Origin of the sequence: Promicromonospora sp. Marseille-Q5078, from assembly GCF_050315395.1 — a bacterium.
Taxonomy (GTDB): domain Bacteria; phylum Actinomycetota; class Actinomycetes; order Actinomycetales; family Cellulomonadaceae; genus Isoptericola.
The window spans coordinates 4,481,788-4,503,728 of record NZ_JBNPQG010000001.1; the positions used below are offsets into that span (position 1 = coordinate 4,481,788).

At 71.1% G+C, this 21,941-nt stretch carries 27 protein-coding genes; 15 read left to right on the top strand and 12 right to left on the bottom strand.

The features are described from left to right. Positions 1 to 111: 111 nt before the first annotated feature. Together ACQFYA_RS20545 and ACQFYA_RS20550 are read right to left on the bottom strand one after the other, a co-directional pair. The gene (locus ACQFYA_RS20545; RefSeq protein WP_499127308.1) at positions 112 to 543 is read right to left on the bottom strand and encodes an HIT family protein; all 432 of its coding nucleotides are present in this window, start codon (positions 541 to 543) and stop codon (positions 112 to 114) included. Between the two features lie 138 nt (positions 544 to 681). After that, entirely contained in the window at positions 682 to 1,521 is an 840-nt protein-coding gene (locus tag ACQFYA_RS20550) for an alpha/beta hydrolase fold domain-containing protein (RefSeq protein WP_499127310.1), read from the bottom strand. Between the two features lie 218 nt (positions 1,522 to 1,739). Here ACQFYA_RS20550 and ACQFYA_RS20555 point away from each other — a divergent pair, with 218 nt between their 5' ends. Then, positions 1,740 to 2,147: a hypothetical protein gene (locus tag ACQFYA_RS20555; RefSeq protein WP_499127312.1), complete on the top strand. Its 408-nt coding sequence runs from the start codon at positions 1,740 to 1,742 to the stop codon at positions 2,145 to 2,147. A gap of 392 nt (positions 2,148 to 2,539) precedes the next feature. Here the strand turns inward: ACQFYA_RS20555 and ACQFYA_RS20560 are convergent, their stop codons facing one another. Together ACQFYA_RS20560 and ACQFYA_RS20565 are read right to left on the bottom strand one after the other, a co-directional pair. After that, positions 2,540 to 2,998 (bottom strand): carboxymuconolactone decarboxylase family protein, encoded by a 459-nt coding sequence (locus ACQFYA_RS20560; RefSeq protein ID WP_499127315.1) that lies wholly within the window; start codon positions 2,996 to 2,998, stop codon positions 2,540 to 2,542. Next, positions 2,995 to 3,459, bottom strand: coding sequence for a MerR family transcriptional regulator (locus ACQFYA_RS20565; RefSeq protein ID WP_499127319.1), 465 nt, complete (start codon positions 3,457 to 3,459; stop codon positions 2,995 to 2,997). Before ACQFYA_RS20565 ends, ACQFYA_RS20560 begins: the two co-directional genes overlap by 4 nt. Positions 3,460 to 3,644: 185 nt before the next feature. On the opposite strand from ACQFYA_RS20565, the gene ACQFYA_RS20570 reads away from it, so the two are divergent. Beyond that, positions 3,645 to 4,816 (top strand): IS3 family transposase gene (locus ACQFYA_RS20570; RefSeq protein WP_499120832.1). Its coding sequence is split into 2 segments (ribosomal slippage): positions 3,645 to 3,923 and positions 3,926 to 4,816, totalling 1,170 coding nucleotides; the frame shifts between segments, so codons are not numbered across the junction. 145 nt (positions 4,817 to 4,961) lie between these two features. Here the strand turns inward: ACQFYA_RS20570 and ACQFYA_RS20575 are convergent. Continuing rightward, complete coding sequence (locus ACQFYA_RS20575; protein WP_499127321.1) at positions 4,962 to 5,408, bottom strand: winged helix-turn-helix transcriptional regulator; 447 nt, start codon at positions 5,406 to 5,408, stop codon at positions 4,962 to 4,964. Here ACQFYA_RS20575 and ACQFYA_RS20580 point away from each other — a divergent pair. The 7 genes from ACQFYA_RS20580 (at position 5,382) to ACQFYA_RS20610 (ending at position 10,033) form a co-directional block, all read left to right on the top strand. Beyond that, positions 5,382 to 6,452: an NADP-dependent oxidoreductase gene (locus tag ACQFYA_RS20580; RefSeq protein WP_499127323.1), complete on the top strand. Its 1,071-nt coding sequence runs from the start codon at positions 5,382 to 5,384 to the stop codon at positions 6,450 to 6,452. The two genes, ACQFYA_RS20575 and ACQFYA_RS20580, sit on opposite strands and share 27 nt — an antisense overlap. 288 nt (positions 6,453 to 6,740) lie before the next feature. Then, positions 6,741 to 6,914: a hypothetical protein gene (locus ACQFYA_RS20585; protein WP_499127325.1), complete on the top strand. Its 174-nt coding sequence runs from the start codon at positions 6,741 to 6,743 to the stop codon at positions 6,912 to 6,914. A gap of 66 nt (positions 6,915 to 6,980) precedes the next feature. Then, the gene (locus tag ACQFYA_RS20590) at positions 6,981 to 7,976 is read left to right on the top strand and encodes an IS481 family transposase (protein ID WP_499127523.1); all 996 of its coding nucleotides are present in this window, start codon (positions 6,981 to 6,983) and stop codon (positions 7,974 to 7,976) included. Next, positions 7,880 to 8,527 (top strand): SDR family NAD(P)-dependent oxidoreductase, encoded by a 648-nt coding sequence (locus ACQFYA_RS20595; protein WP_499127327.1) that lies wholly within the window; start codon positions 7,880 to 7,882, stop codon positions 8,525 to 8,527. The genes ACQFYA_RS20590 and ACQFYA_RS20595 overlap by 97 nt, the downstream gene beginning before the upstream one ends. Before the next feature lie 202 nt (positions 8,528 to 8,729). Then, entirely contained in the window at positions 8,730 to 8,894 is a 165-nt protein-coding gene (locus tag ACQFYA_RS20600) for a hypothetical protein (protein ID WP_499127329.1), read from the top strand. 52 nt (positions 8,895 to 8,946) lie between these two features. After that, a complete protein-coding gene (locus tag ACQFYA_RS20605) occupies positions 8,947 to 9,321 on the top strand; it encodes an alpha/beta fold hydrolase (protein WP_499127331.1) in 375 nt (124 codons plus the stop codon). A 127-nt stretch (positions 9,322 to 9,448) separates the two neighbouring features. Then, complete coding sequence (locus ACQFYA_RS20610; RefSeq protein WP_499127333.1) at positions 9,449 to 10,033, top strand: hypothetical protein; 585 nt, start codon at positions 9,449 to 9,451, stop codon at positions 10,031 to 10,033. A gap of 21 nt (positions 10,034 to 10,054) precedes the next feature. On the opposite strand, the gene ACQFYA_RS20615 is transcribed toward ACQFYA_RS20610, so the two are convergent. Continuing rightward, positions 10,055 to 11,227 carry an ATP-binding protein gene (locus ACQFYA_RS20615; protein WP_499127335.1) on the bottom strand — a complete coding sequence of 391 codons (1,173 nt, stop codon included), beginning with the start codon at positions 11,225 to 11,227 and terminating at the stop codon, positions 10,055 to 10,057. A 190-nt stretch (positions 11,228 to 11,417) separates the two neighbouring features. Between ACQFYA_RS20615 and ACQFYA_RS20620 the strand changes: the two genes are divergently transcribed. Continuing rightward, the gene (locus tag ACQFYA_RS20620; protein ID WP_499127337.1) at positions 11,418 to 11,831 is read left to right on the top strand and encodes a VOC family protein; all 414 of its coding nucleotides are present in this window, start codon (positions 11,418 to 11,420) and stop codon (positions 11,829 to 11,831) included. 13 nt (positions 11,832 to 11,844) lie between these two features. Here the strand turns inward: ACQFYA_RS20620 and glmS are convergent, their stop codons facing one another. The 3 genes from glmS to ACQFYA_RS20635 form a co-directional block, all read right to left on the bottom strand. Beyond that, on the bottom strand, positions 11,845 to 13,683 hold the full coding sequence (gene glmS / locus ACQFYA_RS20625; protein WP_499127339.1) for a glutamine--fructose-6-phosphate transaminase (isomerizing): 1,839 nt from the start codon (positions 13,681 to 13,683) through the stop codon (positions 11,845 to 11,847). A 12-nt stretch (positions 13,684 to 13,695) separates the two neighbouring features. Beyond that, positions 13,696 to 13,956: a hypothetical protein gene (locus ACQFYA_RS20630; RefSeq protein ID WP_499127340.1), complete on the bottom strand. Its 261-nt coding sequence runs from the start codon at positions 13,954 to 13,956 to the stop codon at positions 13,696 to 13,698. Positions 13,957 to 14,021: 65 nt separating this feature from the next. After that, entirely contained in the window at positions 14,022 to 14,465 is a 444-nt protein-coding gene (locus ACQFYA_RS20635) for a MarR family winged helix-turn-helix transcriptional regulator (RefSeq protein ID WP_499127342.1), read from the bottom strand. Between the two features lie 107 nt (positions 14,466 to 14,572). On the opposite strand from ACQFYA_RS20635, the gene ACQFYA_RS20640 reads away from it, so the two are divergent. Continuing rightward, entirely contained in the window at positions 14,573 to 16,063 is a 1,491-nt protein-coding gene (locus ACQFYA_RS20640; RefSeq protein WP_499127343.1) for an MFS transporter, read from the top strand. A gap of 4 nt (positions 16,064 to 16,067) precedes the next feature. On the opposite strand, the gene ACQFYA_RS20645 is transcribed toward ACQFYA_RS20640, so the two are convergent. Further along, positions 16,068 to 17,126, bottom strand: a complete 1,059-nt coding sequence (locus ACQFYA_RS20645; protein WP_499127344.1) for a YdcF family protein — start codon at positions 17,124 to 17,126, stop codon at positions 16,068 to 16,070. Positions 17,127 to 17,258: 132 nt separating this feature from the next. Here ACQFYA_RS20645 and ACQFYA_RS20650 point away from each other — a divergent pair, with 132 nt between their 5' ends. Together ACQFYA_RS20650 and ACQFYA_RS20655 are read left to right on the top strand one after the other, a co-directional pair. After that, positions 17,259 to 17,681: a VOC family protein gene (locus ACQFYA_RS20650; RefSeq protein ID WP_499127345.1), complete on the top strand. Its 423-nt coding sequence runs from the start codon at positions 17,259 to 17,261 to the stop codon at positions 17,679 to 17,681. 167 nt (positions 17,682 to 17,848) lie between these two features. Then, positions 17,849 to 18,700 carry a CPBP family intramembrane glutamic endopeptidase gene (locus ACQFYA_RS20655; RefSeq protein ID WP_499127347.1) on the top strand — a complete coding sequence of 284 codons (852 nt, stop codon included), beginning with the start codon at positions 17,849 to 17,851 and terminating at the stop codon, positions 18,698 to 18,700. A 65-nt stretch (positions 18,701 to 18,765) separates the two neighbouring features. On the opposite strand, the gene ACQFYA_RS20660 is transcribed toward ACQFYA_RS20655, so the two are convergent. Continuing rightward, complete coding sequence (locus tag ACQFYA_RS20660; protein WP_499127348.1) at positions 18,766 to 20,004, bottom strand: low temperature requirement protein A; 1,239 nt, start codon at positions 20,002 to 20,004, stop codon at positions 18,766 to 18,768. Positions 20,005 to 20,109: 105 nt separating this feature from the next. Here ACQFYA_RS20660 and ACQFYA_RS20665 point away from each other — a divergent pair, with 105 nt between their 5' ends. Both ACQFYA_RS20665 and ACQFYA_RS20670 read left to right on the top strand, forming a co-directional pair. Continuing rightward, entirely contained in the window at positions 20,110 to 20,772 is a 663-nt protein-coding gene (locus ACQFYA_RS20665; RefSeq protein WP_499127350.1) for a hypothetical protein, read from the top strand. 105 nt (positions 20,773 to 20,877) lie between these two features. Continuing rightward, positions 20,878 to 21,366 (top strand): DinB family protein, encoded by a 489-nt coding sequence (locus ACQFYA_RS20670; RefSeq protein ID WP_499127352.1) that lies wholly within the window; start codon positions 20,878 to 20,880, stop codon positions 21,364 to 21,366. A 63-nt stretch (positions 21,367 to 21,429) separates the two neighbouring features. Here the strand turns inward: ACQFYA_RS20670 and ACQFYA_RS20675 are convergent, their stop codons facing one another. After that, the gene (locus ACQFYA_RS20675) at positions 21,430 to 21,777 is read right to left on the bottom strand and encodes a DUF1330 domain-containing protein (RefSeq protein WP_499127354.1); all 348 of its coding nucleotides are present in this window, start codon (positions 21,775 to 21,777) and stop codon (positions 21,430 to 21,432) included. Positions 21,778 to 21,941: the final 164 nt, after the last annotated feature.

Genomic DNA, 21,941 nt, shown 5'->3' on the forward strand with positions numbered 1-21,941 from the left:
GCGCGGCCTGCCCCAGGAACTCGCACCTCGCGAGCACGCACCTCTACCAGTGGAAGAGTGCGAGTTGCATCTGATGCAGAACTCGCACCTGCATGCGATGACGCCCGGCCTCTACCCTCCGCTGAGGGTGCGGAACACCTGCTCGAGGGCGCATCGATCACGCGGCTGTCGGGTCCAGATCGTCCACCGCTCATCCGCGGTGAACCGCGGGACCAGGTGGAAGTGCAGGTGTGCAATCTCCTGGCCGGCAGACGCCCCATTCGCCTGAATGCAGGTCAGGCCAGAGGCGCCCAGCCGTTCGACGAGCAGGGCCGAGACCTCAGTCAGCGGCCCGGCCAGCGCGGCGACCGCTTCGCGCGCTCCCGTACTCGTGAGGTCTTCCACGTGCCTGCGAGGCAATATGAGTGCGTGCCCCCGCCTCACCGGTGCGATGTCGAGGATTGCCAGCGCGTCGTCCGTCTCCGTCAGGACGAACGCCGGTGCACGCCCAGCCGCAATCTCGCAAAAGGGACAGATCGCGCCCTGCGCCCGCTGCTCCACCATGGCTGCGATCTTCCGCGCTGATGGTTTGAACGGCTACTTAGCCACGGGCGCACCGCGTCCTGGAACTCGCACCTCCGGGCGAGGCGTGCCTTTCAGTAGTGGGTCACGTGGGGAGAGCGGCGGACCGCCGCTCTCGTGTCAGGTGTCGAGGCTCTTGTGCAGAAACTCGTCGACCAGGTCGAGGACGGGTTCCCGGAAGAACGCTCCAGCGCCGTGCCCAGCACCATCGAGGCAGTAGAGCTCGACGTCGTGCCCGGCCTCGGTCAGCGCTTCGCCGAAGATGACGCTCTGCTCGAAGGGAACGACGTCGTCGTCGCTGCCGTGCATGAGTAGGAACGGCGGGAGCGTCTGCTCCGTGGCGGGCCGGATGTGCGTCGCGGCGGCGGCCGGTGTCGCGAGCTCAGGGTGCTGCTTCGGGTCATGCCCGCCGAGGAGCGTGTCGCATGCGTCGTCCACGGGCATCCGTGCGAGATCGCTCGGTCCATAGAAGTCGATGACGGCGCCCACTCCGAGAGGCGCGTCGTCGTGCACCCCCGGTGCTCCGGCGACTCCGTCTGTTACAGCGGTGAGGGCCACGAGGTGACCGCCGGAGGAGTCGCCCCACAGTGCGACCCGGTCGGTGTCGATGCGGTAGCGCTCCGCGTTCTCGTTCAGGAAACGGACGGCCGCTCGGACGTCCTCGATCTGCGCCGGGAACGGCGCGACATCGCTGGAACGGTGCTCGACGATGGCCACGACGTACCCACGACGGGCGAACTGTGACAACGCGACAAGCCACTGCCCGAGCTCCTGGCGGCGCCAGCCGGAGCCCTGGACGAACACGATCGTGGGATAACGGGCCTGGCTGAACCAGTCCGGGATCGGCGGCCAGAGGATCTGCAGGCTGAGTGGGCTGCCCGAGGACTTGGCGTAGGGCACGTTCATCCAGACGACGCCGTGATCGTGCGCGGCGGTTCCGTCCAGGGGCTTGATCTCCATCGATGTCACGCGCGCACGCGGCCAGCGTCACCTAAAGGGAAATTCCGTACCCCCGGCTCGTCGAATCTCAACAACAGCGGCCGACGCTCCAGAAATGACCGATTTTGAGGCGCGCCAGACTCGGGTTCTGGACGTTTCGAAGCCCGAGGTCGACCGCACGGGCAGGTGCTGTCGAGGTCAGCAAGGTCAGGGTCACCGATCGTGGTGAGATTACGTTCATGTTCGTCCGCTTTCAGTCGCCGATCCCCGGCAAGCGCGGTGTGCACACTGGTGTCTTCGGGCTCACCAACCTCCTCGGACGTGCGGGGCACCTGACGCCCGACGAGCATGCGGCGTGGCGCGCAGGGAACGACTGGTACAACGCCGCCTACCCGGATCCGACGGACACCGACCCCTCCGTCTACGACGAGACGGTGCACCCGCGCGCCACGGCGTGGTTCAAGGAGACGGCCGCTCACCTCCTCGAGCGGGTGCCGCCGTACCTCGAGATCCTCGGGGCGCACGGCGTGGAGTGCGTCCGGGTCGAGTCGGAAGACCCGGGGCGCGTGATCTATGAGGACGACGTCCAGATCGTCGTCGATCCCTACGACCCGGCCGCGCCGACGTCGATTCATCCCGCGAGCTGACGAGCGGGTTTCCAGGGCCCCGTCCCTCACCGAGGCGGTGGCGGCACAATGGTTCTGTCAAACCTCAACAGATCGATGTCGACGCTCAAAAATGACGGCGGTCTCAACCCACCAACGCACCAGAATCGGGTTTTGGAAATTCGAAAACCACGCGAACGCGGGGATCGCGTTCGGGTATCCCGGGTGCCGTCCCTCCGTCGTCCCGTTCTACCAGGCCACGTCCACGTGTAGGAACGCCACCGCTCGCGTCTCGACCCGCGGACGGTCAGCGAGGCGGACGCCGACCCCGACCTCGTCTGTGCCGCGGGAAGCGCTGTCGAGGACCGGCCAGCGACGTCGACCACGCGGCCGCCCCCCCCTGGTAGCCGCCACTGGTGGCTGGGGCGGGCCCGTCAGTCCGTGGCGAGGTCGGGGGCCTCCCCGGATGTGCGAGCGGCATCGCCGTCACGCTGGGTGAAGACGTCACGGGCGGCAAAGGTCGCATTCACCGCTCGGGGGATCCCGCAGTAGACGGCGGCGTGCAGGATCGCCTCGGTGATCTCCTCTCGGCTGATGCCTACGTTGAGGGCTGCGCCGATGTGCACCTTGAGCTGGGGTTCGCAGCCCCCGAGCGCGGTCAGGACGCCGAGGGTGACGAACTGTCGGCTGCGTGGGTCGAGTCCGGGTCGGTCGTAGATGTCGCCGAACGCGAACGCGGCGACGTGATGCCCGAGGGCGGGGCTGATATCGGCGAGGGAGTCGATAACGGCCTCACCCTGATGCCCGTCGATCTGGGAGAGGACGGACTGGCCGTGCCGGCGGCGGGCGAGGTTGGCGGGGCTGTCGATGTCGTGCTGCGCGGTGGTGGTCATGGCTGCGGTGCTTCCTGGTAGGTGGCGATCTTGTACTCGGTAGCGGCCAGCGCGAGCTGCAGGCGGGCGATCTGGGACCGCAGGGTGTCGCGGTGCTCCAGCAGCAGGTCGAGACGTTCGGACACGGTGTCCTGTCCTGCGTCGACAAGGTCGACGTAATGGCGCAGGTCGCTGATCGACATGCCCGAGGTGCGCATCCGGGTGAGGAACACCAGCCGCCGCACGGCCGGCGCGTCGTAGCGGCGGTGGCCGGCTGCGTCGCGGGCGACGCGGACCAGCCCGGTGCGTTCGTAGTACCTCAAGGTGTGCGGGCTGACCTCGAGGTGCTTGGCCGTGGTGGCGATGTCCCACTCGGTGGCGTCGTCGTCGCGCGCGAGCTCGCGCAGCGCCTCGACCGAGACCCCGCCCGGGGGGTCCACCGCCAGGCGCAGCGCCTCATGCAGTGCGTCGTCCTGTTCCATGCCGAGGACGGTAGGGCTTCGAGCGCACTCGAACGCAAGCGGCGACATGGCCCGCCCCACGACATGCACGACAGGACACAGGGACGAGGACGCGACTCCTCAGAACCGACCGATCCGGGTCTGCTGCACGAATAGGTGACACCTGACCTGTGGTGCCTGCGGGCGCTGCTGGAAGGATGTGTCCCGTGCCCAGACCCCATCCCAAGGAGTTCCGCGACGACGTCGTGGCGATCGCGCGCCAGGGCGAGACCCCGATAAAGCAGGTCGCGAAGGACTTCGGCATCTCCGAGTCGTGCCTGCGCAACTGGCTGCACCAAGCTGACGTCGAGGACGGCGCCAAGCCTGGCGTGACGAAGGACGAGTCGACCGAGCTGCGCGAAGCCCGCAAGCGTGTGCGGCTGCTGGAGCAGGAGAACGAGGTCCTGCGCCGGGCGGCGGCGTACTTCGCCCAGGCGCACCTGCCGGGAAAATGACCTACCCGCTCGTCCGTGAACTTGCTGCTGACGGTGTCCCCGTCGCGGTGACGTGCCGGGTCCTCAAGCTCGCCCGCCAGCCCTACTACCGGTGGCTCGCCGCACCTGTGACGGCCCGGGAGCTCGAGCAGGCGCACCTCGCGAACGCGCTGTTCGACGCCCACCGCGATGACCCTGAGTACGGGTATCGGCTGCTGGCCGACGAGGCCCGAGACGCCGGCCACATCGCGTGTGACCGCACGATGTGGCGACTCGTGCGGGACGGGCGTTGGTGGTCGGTGTTCGGCAAGAAGCGCTCGAAGAACGGCAAGAAGCCCGGCCCTCCGGCGCACGACGACCTCGTCCAGCGGGACTTCACTGCCAGTGAGCCCAACGCCTTGTGGTTGACGGACATCACCGAGCACCCGACGACCGAGGGCAAGGTCTACCTGTGCGCGATCAAGGACGTGTACTCGAACCGGATCGTCGGCTACTCCATCAGCGACCGCATGAAGTCGAGGCTGGCCGTCCAGGCGCTCGAGAACGCCGTCGCCAGGCGCCGGGTTGACGGCGCCGACGTGGCCGGCTGCATCGTGCACAGCGATAGAGGCAGTCAGTTTCGAAGCAGGAAATTCCTCGCCGCGCTGCGTCGTCACGGCCTGGTCGGCTCCATGGGGCAGGTCGCCTCCGCAGGCGACAACGCGGCCATGGAGTCCTTCTTCTCGCTGCTGCAGAAGAACGTCCTGGACCGGCGTCTATGGACGACCCGCGAGCAGCTGCGCATCCGGATCATCACCTGGATCGAACGCACCTACCACCGACGCCGCCGCCAGCAGCGCCTCGGACGATTGACCCCCATCGAGTACGAAGCCATCATGACCACTCAGGTCGCACTCGCCGCCTGACAACCGCTGTCACCTATTCGTGCAGCAGATCCTCCTGAGGCGCGCGGAACAGGTTCGAAACCACCAGATCGATCCATGCCGCACTGGCGGCAGAAGGCCTGACGCTGGCATGTGACACATGATCAGGGCGGTTGTTCGGAAGGTGTCAGGCTCCGTCGGCCGCCTGTCGCTGGTCGTGGTGGTCGCGATGGGTGAGGACCTCGTCCATGTGGCCCTCCGCCCACGCCTTGATGTCCCGCATGACGCCCTGCAGGGAATGTCCAAGATCCGTCATCTCGTATGTGACGGTTACGGGCACCGTGGCGGTGACGGTCCTGGTCACCAGTCCGTCGCGCTCGAGCGATCGCAGGGTCTGGGTGAGCATCTTCTGGCTCACGCCTGAGATCTGTCGGGAGAGCTCGGAGTAGCGCATCGGCCGAGGTCCGCGCGTGGGTCCCGATCCGGGTCCGTCACCGCCGAGCGCGGCGAGCACCAGGGCGACCCACTTGTCGGAGATCCGCGCGAGGAGCTGGCGGCTCGGGCAGACGTCGAGGAAGGCGTCGTACTCCCGCTTCGCCACGGCTCGGTGCTGGGCCGCTGTCATGGTCGGCATGGGCTCTCCCGTCGTCCGGTGGCTAACGCACCTCAAGGTGCCTACTTCCCGATCGGAAGCAACTTCTCCATCGTGGTGGTGATCCACCGTTCGGGCAACAGAGCACCGACCAAGGAGCAGAGATCCATGAACCACCAGACATCGCGCCGAGCCGTGGTCCGTACGCCGGATGGACCGGAGTCGATCGAGATCGTCGACGTGCCCGTTCCCGACCCTGGCTGGGGCCAAGTTCGGGTCAGGGTCGCCGCCGCCGCGATCAACCCTGTCGACCTCGACGTCGTGAGCGGCCGGCTCCACGGACTCGGTCTGGTGTCCCAGACCGAGCACACCGGGCTCGGCGCGGACTTCTCGGGCGTGGTCGAGGCTACGGGCGCCGGCGTTGAGCTGGCCCTCGGCACACGGGTGGCCGGCTTCGTCGGCGGCTTCGACCGCGACCACGGTTCGCACGCCGAGCACCTTCTGGTCGACGCGGCCGACATCGCGGCGCTGCCTGACGGCATGTGCCCCAACGTGGCGGCGAGCACGCCGCTCACCCTCACGACTGCGGCCCAGATCGTGGAGATCCTCGGCGCCGCGCCGCCGGAAGGCGGCCGACTGCTGGTGACAGGGGCAGCCGGTGGCGTGGGAGCGTCGGTTGTGGTGCTCGCCCAGGAACAGGGCTGGCAGGTGACCGGGCTAGCGCGACCCGGCGACGAAGGCTTCGTGCGAGGACTCGGCGCCGGCTTCGTCACCACACCCCAGGGCGGGTGGGACGCCGTCGTCGACGCCGCGGCGATGCAGGAGACGGCGATGCCGTTCGTGCGCGACGGCGGGAGCTTCGTCGGCGTGCAGCCCGGGCTGGAGCCCGACGAGGAGCGCGGCATCACGGTCGGCGCGGTCGTCAGCCGCTCGGACGGACGGCTGCTTGCGCGGCTGCTCGACCGCGTGGCCGACGGGACGGTCCCGGCCAGGATCCACGCGACCCTCCCCCTCGCGGAGGTCGTCAGTGCCTACCAGTTGCTGGCCAAGGGCGACGTCCGCGGCCGGATCGTGGTGCTCCCGTAATCACCACCGTCGCCACGACGATCGGCAGGTCGATCGCTGCAGGTCCACAAGCGGCGACGGCGCAGCCAGGAGTGGAACAGCGGGTGCCGGTACGGCTCGATCAAGAGCTGGGCCACGCTGACCATCGTCGTGGATCGGCGACATCGCCCACCGCACTGCACCGGCATCACGAAGCCCACGACACCCACTTCATCGCCCACACGCAGTGACGGCACGGCGGGGCAGGGTCGCGCCTGCCGACTCTCGATCCAGCCATTCCCCCGCCGATCTACCAGCAAAGGAATCACTATGCCCAGCATCGCCATCGTCGGCGCTGGCCCCGGCATGGGCCTGGCCATCGCCCGTACCTTCGGCTCCCGCGGTTTCGACGTCGCACTCATCGCCCGTAACCGAGCCAAGCTCGACGCCCTAGCTGTGATGTCCAGGGACGTTGTCCCGTTCGGATCCGGTGAGCCTGTCTGACAGACGAAGGCCTCCGGTTGTGAAGTGGAGCTGTCGAGGAACCACTTCCACCCACCGGAGGCCTTCGTGTCCCACGCTAACGCCCTGCTGACTCCGAAGACGCGGCTGCGTCTGGCGCTGCTGATCGTCGAGTCGGGCTGGACCCACGCCGCCGCGGCGAAGATGTTCATGGTCTCGCCGCGCACTGCGAAGAAATGGGCCGATCGATACCGGGCCGAGGGCACGGCCGGCATGGCCGACCGCAGCTCGCGCCCGCACCACAGCCCGACCCGCACTCCGCAGCCGGTCGTCAAGGCGATCGTGCGACTGCGTTGGCGCCACCGGCTCGGCCCGGTTCAGATCGCTGGCCGGCTCGGCATCCCGGCCGCGACCGTGCATGCCGTCCTCGTGCGCTGCCGGATCAACCGGCTCTGGCGCATCGACCGGGTCACCGGAGAACCGTTGCGCCGCTACGAGCACGATCACCCCGGATCGTTGATCCATGTGGACGTGACCAAGTTCGGCAACATCCCCGACGGCGGCGGGTGGCGGTATGTCGGCAAGTCGCAGGGCGACCGCAACCGTGCCGCGACCGTGACCGAACGCCGCAAGGGTCGCGTGCGGGGACCGCTGGTCGGCACCGCATTCGTGCACACCGTGATCGACGACCACTCCCGTGTCGCCTACGCCGAGATCCACGCCGACGAGAAGGCCCCGACCGCGATCGGCGTCCTGCAACGCGCCCAGACCTGGTTCGCCGATCACGGCATCACCATCGAGCGAGTCCTGTCCGACAACGGCGCCGCCTACAAGTCCCACGCCTGGGCCCACGCATGCACGGACCTCGGAATCGTGCACAAGCGCACCCGCCCCTACCGCCCGCAGACGAACGGCAAGATCGAGCGATTCCACCGGACCCTGGCTGACGGATGGGCCTACGCCCGCTTCTACGACTCAACCAGCCAGCGCAACGCTGCCCTGCCCGGATGGCTCCACTTCTACAATCACCATCGAGCCCACTCCGCCATCGGCGGCCAGCCACCGATCACCCGGCTGACCAACCTCCCTGGACATCACACCTAGCCGACCGGCTCGAGGCCGATGGCATCACCGCCGCCGCCTTTCCCGCGGACGTGCTCGACCATGACGCCGTCGCTCAAGCGCTCAAGGACGCTGACACCCGGTTCGGCGGCATCGACGTCCTGGAGTACTCGCCGGGCGGGAGCCTCGATTCCGCGCCGCTCACCGCCCCGTCCGCGACCAGCCCATCCGATGTGCAGTGGGCGATGGACCTCCTGCTCCACGGGGCCATCGCCGCCACCCAGGCGGTACTACCCGGGATGCGCGAAGCCGGCGCGGGCACTCTGCTCTACACCAACGGCGCCGGCTCCATCGAGCCTAATCCGATGCTCGGCAACCTCAACGCCGCCCAGGCCGCGCTACGAAACTGGGCCCTGGGCCTGCACCAGGAACTCGCCGACACCGGGATCCAGGCAGCACACATCGCTATCGGCGCATGGGTCGGTACCGGCGCCCCGCCGGGAATGCCCTCCGCACCGGCCGAGGACATCGCGCCCCTCTGCTGGGACCTGTATGCCCACCGCGACACAGCCGAACGCGTCTTCACCGCGTGACTCCAGTCAAGCCAGGATCGGACCGCCGCCATTGATCCGATCCGTACACACGGTGGGCCGGCCTCGGTGCCAGGGACGACGAGCGTCGCTGTCCGGAGACGACCGACGCCGCCAGCTCCGATGTCCCCTCGGTCAGAACCGAGCCTCCACTGAACCCGGGGCGCAACAGGCCGTGCGCAACCGGTGCGCCCATCACGAGCCCTTGCTGCGCGGCATCCCGCTCCCCGGCCAGAAACGTCGCATCAGCGCCCTCCACGGACACGACGCGTACATGCTTTTGGCCCGCACGATCGACCGCGACCTCGCCGCCTGGCTGGACGAGACATCGACCGTCCGCAACGCCCTCACCCAGCGCCCGACGAACTGAACTCCAATGCTCCGGGTCGAGCTCAGAAGACGGCGACGGCGCGCGCCGCGCGGTGGCCCAGCTCGACCGGCGCGCGGCCCGGGCCGCCCTGCTCGACCTCATGTACACCCCCGCGTGGCTCGCCGCCCACCCCGGCCCCACGACGGTCGAGGGCGACCCGTCGATGACGCCGCAGGCCCGGCGCGACCACCTGAGCGCCAGCGGCGGCCACGACGCCTGGGAGGAGCTGCCGCGGGTGCTCGCCCCCACGCTGGTGCTGCACGGCGCCGACGACCTGCTGGCCCCGGCGGTCAACGCGACCCTGCTCGGCGAGCGGATCCCCGGCGCGCGGGTCGAGGTGCCGCCCGGGCTGCGGCACGCCTACTTCCACGAGGGCGAGGCCGTGGCGACGCCACTGGTGCGCGGCTTCCTCGACGGCGCCCCGTGAGGCCGGCTCGGGTGAACCCCTGAGCCACCCCTGAGCCCGGCGTCGTCCCGTGGTCGTACACGCGGCCCGCGAGGTTCCGCTCCGGGGCCGACGCGGGCGCGACCTGCGCGTTCGTAGCGTCGAGGGCATGACGCACCACGACTCCCACCGCGACTCCCACAGCGACCGCCCGACCGACCTCGCCGACGTCACCACCTCGCCGCTGCGCCGCTACCGCGGCGTCGGGGCGCTGGCGCTCGTCTCCGTCGTCGCGGTCACGACCACCGCCTGCGGCGCCATCACGGAGGCGCTGAACGACCGCAACGCCGGGCACACCCGGGCCTTCTCCTACGACAGCGGCCGGAGCGGCAAGGACGCCGACGTGCTGCCCGCCTGGGTGCCCGACGGCGCCACCGACGTCCAGGGCGTCTTCCGCACCACCGGCGACGAGGTCATCCTCACGATGGACGCCGACGTGACGTCCCTGCCCGCCGACTGCCGGTCCGTCGACGCCGACCACCCGCTCGTCGCGACGCCCGCGCGCGACGGCCTGACCACGGACGACTACCGCACGGACTCCACGCTCAAGGCGGGCTGGTGGACCACCGGGCAGGAGCAGGACGCCACGCTCGTCTGCGACGGCTGGTGGGTCGGCCAGGCGGACGGCGCCCTCTTCGCCTTCACGCCGGAGCTCACCGGCGTGAAGATCGAGGACCAGCCCGACCCGGTCTGACCGGGGACCGCCCGCCGGCGATCAGGAGGCCCGGAGCTGTTCGACGAGCCTGCGCAGCCCGATGACGACGGCTTGGTGGGCCGGGTACTCGTCGTCACCAGGGTGGACGACGAAGCGACGCGGCGCCGCCAGGTCGTCGGCCGCTCGATGGAAGCCCGCCGACACCGTGGGCGCGCTGGACCTCTTGACCTCGACCACCACCTCTGGCCTGCCGGCGCGGACCAGGACGAGGTCCAGCTCGTCGCCGCGAGCGGTGCGGTAGTGGTACGGCTGATATCGATCGCCCGCCGCGTCGACCAGGCACTCCACCACGAAGCTCTCGTAGCTCGCACCGGCCACGGGGTGGCCGAGCAACATGTCGTGCGAGTCGATGTCGAGCAGTGCGTGCAGCAACCCGCTGTCGCGGACGTGCACCTTGGGCGACCGCGTCACCCGCTTCCCGACGTTGGCGTGCCACGCCGGGAGACGACGCACGAGACCGAGGTCCACGAGCAGGTCCACGTACCGGCCGACCGTGGGGCTGCTGACGCCGAGGCTCTGGGCGAGCGCGCTGGCGTTGAGCAGCCCGCCGCTCGAGTGCGCGAGCATCGTCCACAACCGACGGAGCGTCGCGGCAGGGATGCGCGGGGCGAACATCGGGACGTCACGCTCGAGGTAGGAGCGCACCAGGTCCTGCCGCCACCGGAGCGACGTGTCGTCGTCCGCCGCGACGAGCGAGTCAGGAAAACCCCCGCGAACCCAGAGCACGTCGGGCTCGATCCCGACGGCGTGTGCCTCGTCCACGTTGACGCCACCCAGGTCCACGAACGAGACACGCCCCGCCAGGCTCTCGGACGACAGGTGAAGCAGGTCGAGGGCCGCCGAACCAAGCAGGAGGAACTGACCCGAGCGGAAGCCGGACCTCCGGTTGTCGTCGATCACGCCTCGCAACGTCTCGGTCAGCGCGGGGACTCGCTGGACCTCGTCGAGCACCGTGAGGCGGGGCGCCCGCGACCGCAGGTAGGCATCGGCGTCGCCCAGGCGTCGTACGTCGGCGGGGCGTTCGAGATCGAGGTACACGGCGCCCGCTGGCCAGCTCTCCGCCAGGTCCCGCGCCAACGTCGTCTTCCCGACCTGGCGTGGCCCCAGGAGCACGACCGCCGACGTCGACTCCAGGCGTCGGCGGACGTCGTCCTGCACCGCCCGGGGGATCACCGTGCAAATTTAACACCAGATATCGAATCTGCACGCGGCTGTCCCGAGTTCGACGTCCGAAACTTCACCCGGCGCAGCGCCGCCGGGAGCGGCGTGGCCACCGCCGCGGACGGATGCTGGAGGGGTCCGGCACCTCGTGGCGGCTCCCCCGTGCCCCGGGGACCGGTGGTCACGAAGGAGTGCAACTGACATGGTCTCGACTCGGCGCGGGTTCTCCAGCTTCTCGGTGGACGACCTCGACGCGGCACGCAGCTTCTACGCGGACACCCTCGGGCTCCGCGTCACGGCGCTCGACGACGGCATGGGTCTGGTGCTGCACCTCGGCTCCGGCGCCCCCGTGTTCGTCTACCCGAAGGAGGACCACACCCCGGCGGCGTTCACCGTCTTCCACCTGGCGGTCGACGACGTCGACCCGGTGGTGGACGACCTCCTCGCGAAGGGCGTGACCCTCGCGCGGTACGACGGGTTCGACCAGGACGAGAAGGGCGTCGCCCGCGGGTTCATGGAGGGCGGCGACGGCGCCTGGTTCACCGACCCGGCCGGCAACGTCATCGGCCTCATGGACGGCGAGGGGGTGGCGCAGCTCCTCGCCGAGCTCGGCTGACGCCGGCCGCCCGTCACTCGACGGTGACGGACTTGGCGAGGTTGCGCGGCCGGTCGACGTCCTCGCCGAGGGCGACGGCCGCGTGGTAGCCGAGCAGCTGGGTGGGGATGGTGAGCAGGATCGGGTCCAGCTCCACCTCGTTGCGCGGCACCTCGATGCGCCGGGTGGCGGAGTCCCCGAGCTCGACGCCGGGATGCGTGATCGCGACGACGGCGCCCCCACGGGCGCGGATCTCCTGCGCGGCGGTGATGTTGCGCTCCAGCAGGTCGTCGGCGGGCACGATCGCGACCGTCGGCAGCTCGGGGCTGATGAGCGCGAGCGGGCCGTGCTTGAGCTCGCTCGTGGGGTACGCCTCGGCGTGCCGGTAGGTGATCTCCTTGAACTTCTGCGCGCCCTCGCGCGCCACCGGGTAGCCGCGCACGCGCCCGATGAAGAACAGGCTCGGCGCCTCGGAGAGCACCTTCGCGGCGGAGGCGAGGTCCTCCTCGTCACCCAGGACCTGCGCGATCTGCCCGGGGATCGCCCGCAGGCCGGCGATGATCCGCTTGCCGTCGGCGAAGGACAGGTCGCGCACGCGGCCCAGCGCGAGCGCCAGCAGCGCGAACCCGACGCCCATGTGCGTGAGCGCCTTGGTCGACGCCACGGCCACCTCGGGGCCGGCGTGCAGGTAGACGCCGCCGTCCACCTCGCGGGCGATGGACGACCCGACGGCGTTGACGAGCCCGACCACGGTGCCGCCCTTGCGCTGCACCTCGCGGACGGCGAACAGGGTGTCCGCGGTCTCGCCGGACTGGCTGACCACCACGTACAGGGTGCTCGGCTCGATGATCGGGTTCCGGTAGCGGAACTCGCTCGCGGGCTCGGCGTCGGCGGGGATGCGGGCCAGGTCCTCGATCATCGACGCCCCGAGCTGCCCCACGTAGTACGCGGAGCCGCAGCCGAGGATCTTCACGCGCGTGAAGCGGCGCAGCTCGCGCGGGTCGAGGTTGAGCCCGTCCAATTTGGCGGTGCCGAACCGGTCGTCGAGGCGGCCGGAGAGCATGCGCTCCACCGACTCCGGCTGCTCGTGGATCTCCTTGTGCATGAAGTGGGCGTGGCCGCCGAGCTCCAGCTCCTCCACGGTGAGGTCGATCGTGATCGCGGAGCGCGCGGTGTGCTCCTCGTCGGCGGTGAAGGTGCGGAACCCGTCGGCCGTCACGGAGGCGAAGTCGCCGTCGTCGAGCAGCACCACCTGGCTGGTGTGCCGCACGATCGCCGCGGCGTCCGAGGCGACGAACATCTCGCCGTCGCCGACGCCGAGCAGCAGCGGCGACCCGTTGCGCGCCACGACGATCCGGTCCGGCGTCCGGACGTCGACCACCGCGAGCGCGTACGTGCCGTCGACGTGCCCGACGGCGGCGCGCACGGCGTCCTCGAAGCCCAGCCCGCCGGCGAGCTCGAGCGCCACCAGGTGTGCCACGACCTCCGTGTCGGTGTCGGAGGTGAGCTCCACGCCGTCGGCCGCGAGACGCGAGCGCAGCACGGCGAAGTTGTCGATGATCCCGTTGTGCACCACGTGCACCCGGCCGTCGAACGACGTGTGCGGGTGGGCGTTGCGCTCGCTCGGCTCGCCGTGCGTCGCCCAGCGGGTGTGCCCGATGCCGACCGTGCCGGCCAGGCGCGCCGGCAGCGCGGCCTCGAGGTCGCGCACACGGCCCTTGGCCCGCACGACGCGCGACGGGTGCGCGCTCGAGCGCGGGTTGAGCACGGCGACGCCCGCCGAGTCGTAGCCGCGGTACTCCAGCCGCGTGAGGCCCTCGACGAGGACGGGTGCTGCCTGCTGGGGGCCGACGTAGCCGACGATTCCGCACATGGGACGAAGCTCCTAGCCGTAGATGGTGCGCCGTACCTGACGCTCGGTGAGCTCGGGCGCCGCGACGAGGCGGTCGCGCAGCTCGGCGGCGATCAGCGCGTAGATCTCCTCGTTGCGGTGCCCGTAGGTGCGCAGCGAGGCGTGCCGGCGCCGCACGTAGTCCTCCACCGGTTCGCGGTACCAGGCGAGGACGTCCTCGACGACGCGCGCGGCCTCGGACGGGGACAGGCCCGTGGAGGTCGCGATGCGGGCGACGAGATCGGCGTCGGTCACCCGGACATCATGCATCCGTCGATCACGACCTGCCAGAATCTGCCCGATTCCGGGCAAGGGTGCGTCTACTCGCCCACCGCGTCGCCATAGGCGTCGACGAACCGGTCGAGGAGGTCGAGGAACGCCCCGGCGTCGTCACCCAACGCCGCCAGACCGTCGGCGTAGGCGCCGAGGGCGGTGCTCGTGGCGGCGTCGAACGCGGCGAGACCCTCGGGGGTCGGCTCGATCAGGCGGGCAGGTCGCCCGGGTTCGGTGAAGCGGCGCAGGAGGCCCGCCGCGAGCGCGGCGTTCACCTGCCGGTTGACGGTGGACTGCTCCAGCCGGAGCGCGTCGGCGATCTCGCGCAGCGTGCGCGGGCGGCCGTCGGAGAGCAGCCACAGCAGGCGGCCGTCGGCAGTGCCGACGGGGCTGCGGTGCTCGGCGGTGCGGCGGTGCACCTCCAGCCGGACCAGCAGGCCGGCGACCCGGCGGTCGGCGGTGACCGGCTGGTCGTGGTGCGGAGACGTCACGGACGACAGTGTCCCAGACGACATCGACTCCTCCAGGGGTTGACTCTGGCGAATGTGTAGGTAGCATACACACGGTCTTATGTAACTTACACATCCCGAGGTGTGCCGTGAGCTCGTCCCTGTCCCCCGCCGCCGGAGCGCCCCCGCGCGCCGACCGGCGCGCCATCGCCGTCGTGGTGGTGGTCTGTTTCAGCAGCCTCTGCGCAGCCCTGATGCAGTCGCTCGTCATCCCGATCCAGAGCGAGCTCCCCGAGCTCCTGTCCACGTCGGCCAGCACGGCGTCCTGGGTGGTCACCGCCACGCTGCTCGGCGGCGGCGTCGCGATGCCCGTCACCGGCCGCCTCGCCGACCTGTACGGCAAGAAGCCCGTGCTCGTGGTGTCGGCCGCCGTGCTGGTGGTCGGCTCCCTCGTCTGCGCGGTGTCCGACTCCGTGGGCCCCGTCCTCGTCGGCCGGGTGCTGCAGGGCGTCGCGATGGGCTACATCCCGGTCGCGATCAGCCTGGTCCGCGAGGCGGCGCCGGAGCACATGCGCAACACCGCGGTCGCGGGCGTCAGCGCCACCCTCGGTGTCGGCGGTGCGCTCGGCCTGCCCCTCGCCGCCTGGATCGCCCAGGACTTCGACTGGCACGTGCTGTTCTGGGTCTCCGTCGTCCTCGCCGTGGTCATGACCGTCCTCACCGCCACCGTCGTCCCGCACGTGAAGGACGCGCACCCCGGCCGGCTCGACGTCGTCGGCGCCCTCGGCCTCGCCGTCGGCCTCGTCGGCGTGCTCGTCGGCGTCTCCAAGGGCAACGACTGGGGCTGGGGCTCCGCGAGCACGCTCGGCATGATCGTGGGCGGTGTCGCCGTGCTGCTCCTGTGGGGCTGGTACGAGCTGCGCCACCACGACCCGCTCGTCGACCTGCGCACCACCGTCCGCCGGCCGGTGCTGCTCACCAACATCGCCGCCGTGCTCATCGGCTTCGGCATGATGGCGCAGTCCATCGTCGTGCCGCAGCTCTTGCAGATGCCGGAGGCCACGGGCTACGGCCTGGGCCAGACGATCCTCCAGGCCGGGCTGTGGATGGCCCCGGCGGGCCTGATGATGATGCTGTTCACGCCGGTCTCGTCCCGGCTCCTGACCCGGTTCGGCGGCCGCAGCACCATGGCGATCGGTGCCGCCGTCCTGGCGCTCGGCTACGTCGTCGCCGTCTTCCTCATGGACGCACCGTGGCAGCTCATGCTCGCCTCCTGCGTCGCGTCCGCCGGCGTCGGCATCGGGTACGCCGCGATGCCCACGCTCATCCTCACGAACGTGCCGGCCGCGGAGTCCGCGGCGAGCGTCGGGCTGAACAGCCTCATGCGCTCCATCGGCACCACGGTGGCCGGCGCGGTCATGGCCATCGTGCTGACCAGCCAGACCACCGTGCTCGCCCCGGGCAGCCCGGCGATCCCCACCGGCGCCGCGTTCCAGCTGTGCTTCGTCATCGGCGCCCTCGCGGCGGCGATCGGCGCGGTGATCGTGCTGTTCATCCCGCGGCAGCGCGGCACGCAGGCCGACGCCCGGCACCTGCAGGCCGTCCCGGACGCCGAGGGAGAGCCGGTCCCGGTCGGCTGATCCCCTACAGCCCGGCGGCCACGACGACGGTCACCAGGACCGCCACGGCGACGATGCCCGCCGCCGCCACGACGTGCACCGTCGGGCGGCGGCGCAGCACCGCGACGAACTCGCGCAGGTAGGCGCTGGGGAAGAAGTAGCGCGCCGTCGGGGCGCCCACCGCGTGCACGTCGAGGCCCAGGTCCATCGCCTCGAGCGCGGCACGCGGGGCGTGGTAGTCGTTCGTCGCCAGGAGGTACGGGCCGTCGACGCCGTGCTGCCGCAGCACCGCGACGCCGAGCGTGAGGTTCTCGCGCGTCGTGCGCGCCCGGTCCTCCACGAGCACCCGCTCGGGCGGCACGCCGTGGTCGGTCAGCCACTCCCCCATCGCGACGCCCTCCGGGCGGTCCTCGTCCGCGCCCCGCCCGCCCGAGGGGACGATCGGCACGGGCGTCCCGCCGTCGGCCGCGAGCCGGTCGGCTGCCGCGACCCCGGCCGCGAGCCGGGACGCGAGCAGCGGCGGCACCCGGCCGCCGACCACCTTCGAGCCGAGCACGATGACGCCGTGCGCGGGCGCGCGCGCCGCGTACCGCCGGTACAGCAGCGTCTGGGCCACGAAGCCCAGGAAGACGAATCCGAGCCAGGCCGTGCCCAGCATGACAGCCACCGACAGCCCCGCCGTCCACGGGGAGCGCACCAGGACGGGCGCGGCCACGACGAACGGCGCGGCGAGCATCGCCAGCCCGACGAGCAGGGACAGCAGGTTGCCGACGCTCCGCCGCTCGCGACGCACCATCGTGAGCCCGTTGAGGACCAGGAACGCCGGCAGCACGAGGATCCCCAGCCCGAGCAGCGCGAACAGGGCGAACCCGACCCACCCCAGCACGGTGTCGCCCTCGGGCAGCAGGGTCACGAGCTGGCCCACCACCCCGACGCCCGTGTACACGACGGCGATCAGCAGGAAGCCGTTGCGCAGCCGGCGCCGGTCGGCGCGCAGCGACACCCCGAGCCAGACCGCCCAGAAGGCGCACACCACCACCGACCAGACGACGGAGCCGACGGTGGCGGTGACGTCGGCGCTCACGGCGCGACCCGCGCGTCGTGCGCGACCATGCGGGGCCTCCAGGGGCTCGCGGGGACAGGGCTCCGGCGAGGATATGCGGACGACCGGCGAAATTCCTGGTCGGGAGGCCGCGGGCGCTGCTTGGATGCCCGCATGACCTCACGCATCTCGCACACGACGTTCGACGCCCGCGACGCCTACGCCCAGTCCGTGTTCTGGGCCGAGGTGCTCGGCTACACGGACGTGCCCGGCGACCCGAACCTGCCCGGCCACGAGGAGTGCATGATCGTGCCGCCGGCCGACCACGACGCGCCCGCCGAGAGCCACGGGCGCGTGCTGTTCATCGAGGTGCCCGAGCCCAAGTCGGTCAAGAACCGCGGCCACCTCGACCTGCGGCCCACGGACCGCACGCAGGCGGAGGAGGTCGCGCGGGTGCTCGCGCTCGGCGCGACGCAGGTCGCGGACCGCCGCCGGCCCGACGGCAAGGGTGGCTGGGTGGTGCTCGCCGACCCCGAGGGCAACGAGTTCTGCATCCTGCGCAGCGACGCCGAGCTGGCCGCCGCCGGGGAGGCCTGAGCCTCAGCCCTCCGCGATGTCGCGCACGACGCGGGCGGCCGGGTCGTACGGCGCCGTGACCCCTGGAAGTGCGCGCCCGCGCGCACCTTCGTCGGCAAGCGTCTACGGTTCGGGCCGGGGGGCGCTCGCCCCCGGACGGCACGGCGACGGGAGACACGATGGTCGGCATGCCGGTCACCTCACGATGGCAGAGCTTCTGGGAGCGCGGCGGGCTCTGGCGCGCGCTGCTGGTGGCGGTCGTGTACCTCGCGCTCTACCTGCTCGCCGGGCTGCTCGTCGGCACGTGGTTCGGGTCGTCGATCGACGCGGAGGACATCTTCGCGACACCGCTCAGCGTGTTCCTCGGACTGGCCGCGCCCCTGCTCGCCGGGGCCGTCGTGCTCACGGTGTTCCTCGCCTCGCTGCGGTGGTTCCCGCTGCTCTTCGCCCGCCAGACGCTCCCCGCACGCGGGTGGATGTGGGTGGCCCCGGCTCTCGTGCTCGTGCCGATCGTGCTGCGCGCCCTCGGGATCGACTACGCCACGTACGCACCCGGGGTCGTCGCGACCGCCCTCGCGGCGGGCCTGCTGATCGGGTTCGTCGAGGAGGTCCTGTGCCGCGGGATCGTCGTGACGCTGCTGCGCCGCGGGGGCTGGTCGGAGTGGGCGGTGATGGTGGTGTCGTCCCTGGTGTTCGCCCTCCTGCACTCCGCGAACCTCCTGTCGGGGATGCCGCTCGGGACGGTGGCCGTGACCGTCCTGTACACGTTCGGCTTCGGCACCGCCATGTACCTCACGCTGCGCGTGACCCGGAACCTCGTGTGGCCGATCCTGCTGCACGGCCTGTTCGACCCGCTGCTCTTCCTCTCGACCGGCGGCATCGACGAGGTCTCCGGCGCCGCCACCACCAACACCCTGATCACGCTCGCCGCGCCGACAAACTTCCTGTTCATCGCGCTCGGCATCGTCGGCCTGTTCCTCGCACGCGCCGTGAACGCCCGCCGCACGAGCCAGGACGCGCCGCTGCCCGCGTCCGCCTGAGCCTCCCCGCCCCGCGGGCCTCACCACCGCCGTCACGCCCGACAACCGCTCCGAGGTGCGCACCCTCAGGTCGAGTCACCTCGGCCGGCCGGTGCACCCGGCGCCCGCCGCCGAACTGCTCGCGGAGGTCGCGGCTCGCTGAGCGGCGGGTGCAGCACCAGGACGACCACGACCGCCACCATGATCACCGCGGTGAGGGTGACCGGGATCGGCACGACCGGGTCGCACAGCACGAGCAGGGCGCCCACGGGCACCACCGTGTTGACCATGCGGTCGGCGTTCTCGCGGATCGCGATCCACCAGATCCCGAGCACGAACACGGCGATGGGGATCGTGACCGTGAACGACGCGCCCACGTCGCTCAGCTCGGTGTGCCCGGTGAGGGCGTCGACCTCCACCTCGACCCCGGCGGAGAACGCGCCCGCGGCGGCGAAGACGAAGTAGTGCACGTACCCGTACCGCAGCGACCGCGAGAGCCGGCCGTCCTCCCCGACGACGCGGTGGTGCGGGGGCCAGAAGTAGATCCACCACAGGGCGGCGGTGACCACGACCGTCAGCACGGCGAGGGAGATCAGCGAGCCGAGGTCCTGCTCGTCGTGCAGGGCCTCGATGATGGCGTTCGACGACGCGAGCAGGCTCTCGCCGAGCAGGATCAGGGTGAACAGGCCGTACCGCTCGGTGATGTGGTGCGGGTGCCACGGCGTGCGGCCGCGGCTCTCGGCCACCACCGGGACGGCGAGCTCGGCCGCCGCGAGCACGACCCACGCCGCCGCCTGCACGCCCTCGGGGAGCACCAGGAGGGCGAGCCAGCAGACCTGGACCACCGCGATGCCCGCGGCGTAGGCGCGCGTCGCGCCGCGGGTCGGCCCCGCCGCCGCGGAGGCGCGCAGCCACTGCGCGATCATCGCCACGCGCATCACGACGTACCCGGCGATGACCACGGTGAAGTCGCGGTCGACGAACACCGGCTCGATCCCCGCCGCGAGCACGAGGACGCCGGCCATCTGGACCACCGTCAGGACGCGGTAGAGCCAGTCGTCGGTGTCGAACGACGTGGCGAACCAGGTGAAGTTCATCCATGCCCACCAGATGGCGAAGAACACCATGCCGTAGGCGGCCAGCCCGTCGCCCACGTGGCCCTCGGAGAGCGCGTGGTGCAGCTGGACGGCGGCGGTGCTCACCGCGACCACGAAGACGAGGTCGAAGAACAGCTCCAGCGTGCTCGCGGTGCGGCCCGGCTCGTGCGGGTCGCGCCCCCGCATGGGGACGAGCCGTGCGCGGGCAGGCGTCTCGGACGTGCTCATCGCTCGGGTCCTCCGTGGCGGGGCGGTGCGGTCGGGTTCGCGAGACATCGTGCACCCGCCGCGTCCGACGGGCCACGGGTCCGGAGCACGGATACGCTGCCCGGGATGTTCTCGGACCGCAGGCGTCGGCGTGCCGCCCGACGGATCAAGCCCGGGGACGGGCACGCCCTGAAGCGCTTCCGGTGGTGGCAGCCGCTCTTGCGCACGCTCTTCCACCTGGACCTCGTGGGCGACGACGGACGGCCCGAGCGGTGGTCCGTCGACGTCCGGCTCGGGGGCGACTCGGACGACGGAGAGGTGCGGGCGCGGCTGTACCGCGACGGCGTCCACCAGGCCACGTCGAAGCTCCCGGCCGAGTTCCTCGTCACCGGCGGCACCGTGCAGGTGGACAACAGCGGCTACGGGCTGCGCCGCTGCCACTACGTGACCCCCGACGGGCGCGAGCGGCAGCTCGTGCCCGACCCGGCGTCCGCCGAGGGCCGCCGCGCCCGCCTGGAGCGCGACCGGCCGGGCCTGAGCCGCGGCATCGGCGTCGTGACCTGGGTGGTCCTCGCCGTCGCGCTGGTGCTCGGTGTGCCGCAGATCGTCGAGCAGGTCTCGCAGATCCCGCCCGTCGCCGACCGGTTCGGCACGTTCACCTCGCCGGTCCGCCTCCCCTCCGGCCTCAACGTCGCGCTCCTGGTCGCCACCCTGGTGGCCAGCACCGAGCGCGCGCTGCGCCTGCGCTACCACTGGCTGCTCGACGGCGGGGTGTTCGGCGACGACTAGGGCCTGTCCACAGTGTCCTTGATGCCCGGCCCGCCATCCCGACCGTTCGGCACCCGGTCCACCACCGGGAGTACGCCCTCGGCTCACGACGCACGGGAGACCTTCATGAGCTCGTTCGATGTGCCGTTGGACGACGAACGCATCCAGCTCGACGCGTTCGTGGACGAGTATCGGAGCGCCATCGAGTCGACCCTCGACGGCCTGACCGAGGAGCAGGCCCGCCGCCGGCTCGTGTCGTCGGCGACGACGTTGCTCGGTCTGCTCAAGCACGTCACATGGATGCAGCGGGTGTGGTTCGAGGAGTGCGTCGGCGGCACGTCCCGTCGGGCTCTCGGCCTGGTTCAGGGCCCGGACGAGTCGTTCCGGCTCACCGACGACGACACCGTCGCCTCCGTCACGGCGGCCCACCGCGCGGCCTGTGCGACGGCCCGGGCGGTGGTCGTCGACCTGCCGCTGGACACCGTCGCGACCGGGCACCGGGCCGGACCGCGAACGCTGCGCTGGGTGTACCTGCAGGTCCTGCGCGAGCTGGCCCACCACTGCGGGCACGCCGACATCCTGCGCGAGCAGCTGCTCGACGCCGAGGGGCGGTGACCCTCGGCGCCTGAGCCGAGCACGCCGCCAGACCCCCGTACCGCCATCGGCTGATACGGGGGGCTACTCGGTCGGCATGGCCTCCCGCATCGCCTTGGCGGTGGTAGCGGGGTCGTACCCCGCGGGGACGCCCTCGACCAGGATGATGTCGCCCTCGATGTGCCGCGAGCGCAGCGGTGCGATCTCCTGGTACGCGGGTGAGTCCCACCAGGCCCGTGCCTCAGCGATCCCGGGGAAGCCGATCACCACGACGTTCCCCGGCCACGCTCCCTCTTTCACCTCGTGCTGCGCGGCGTGCACGAGGAATCGGCCGCCGTGCGGCTCGAACGTGGCGGTGATGCGCTCGATGTATTCGACGACCTCAGGGGCCGGGGCGGCCTCTTGCAGGTGCGCGATGGCATAGGCGGGCATGGTGTCCTTCCAGTCGGTCGGGCTCCGTTCGCCGCCGAGCATGGCACCCGGCAGCATCCGCGGCGAGACACACGTCGACGACCGGGTGCGGTGGTCCTGCGAAGGTTCTGCGAAACGATCGATATCTATTGACTTTCGATAGGCGATGGCGCCAGTCTCGTCCG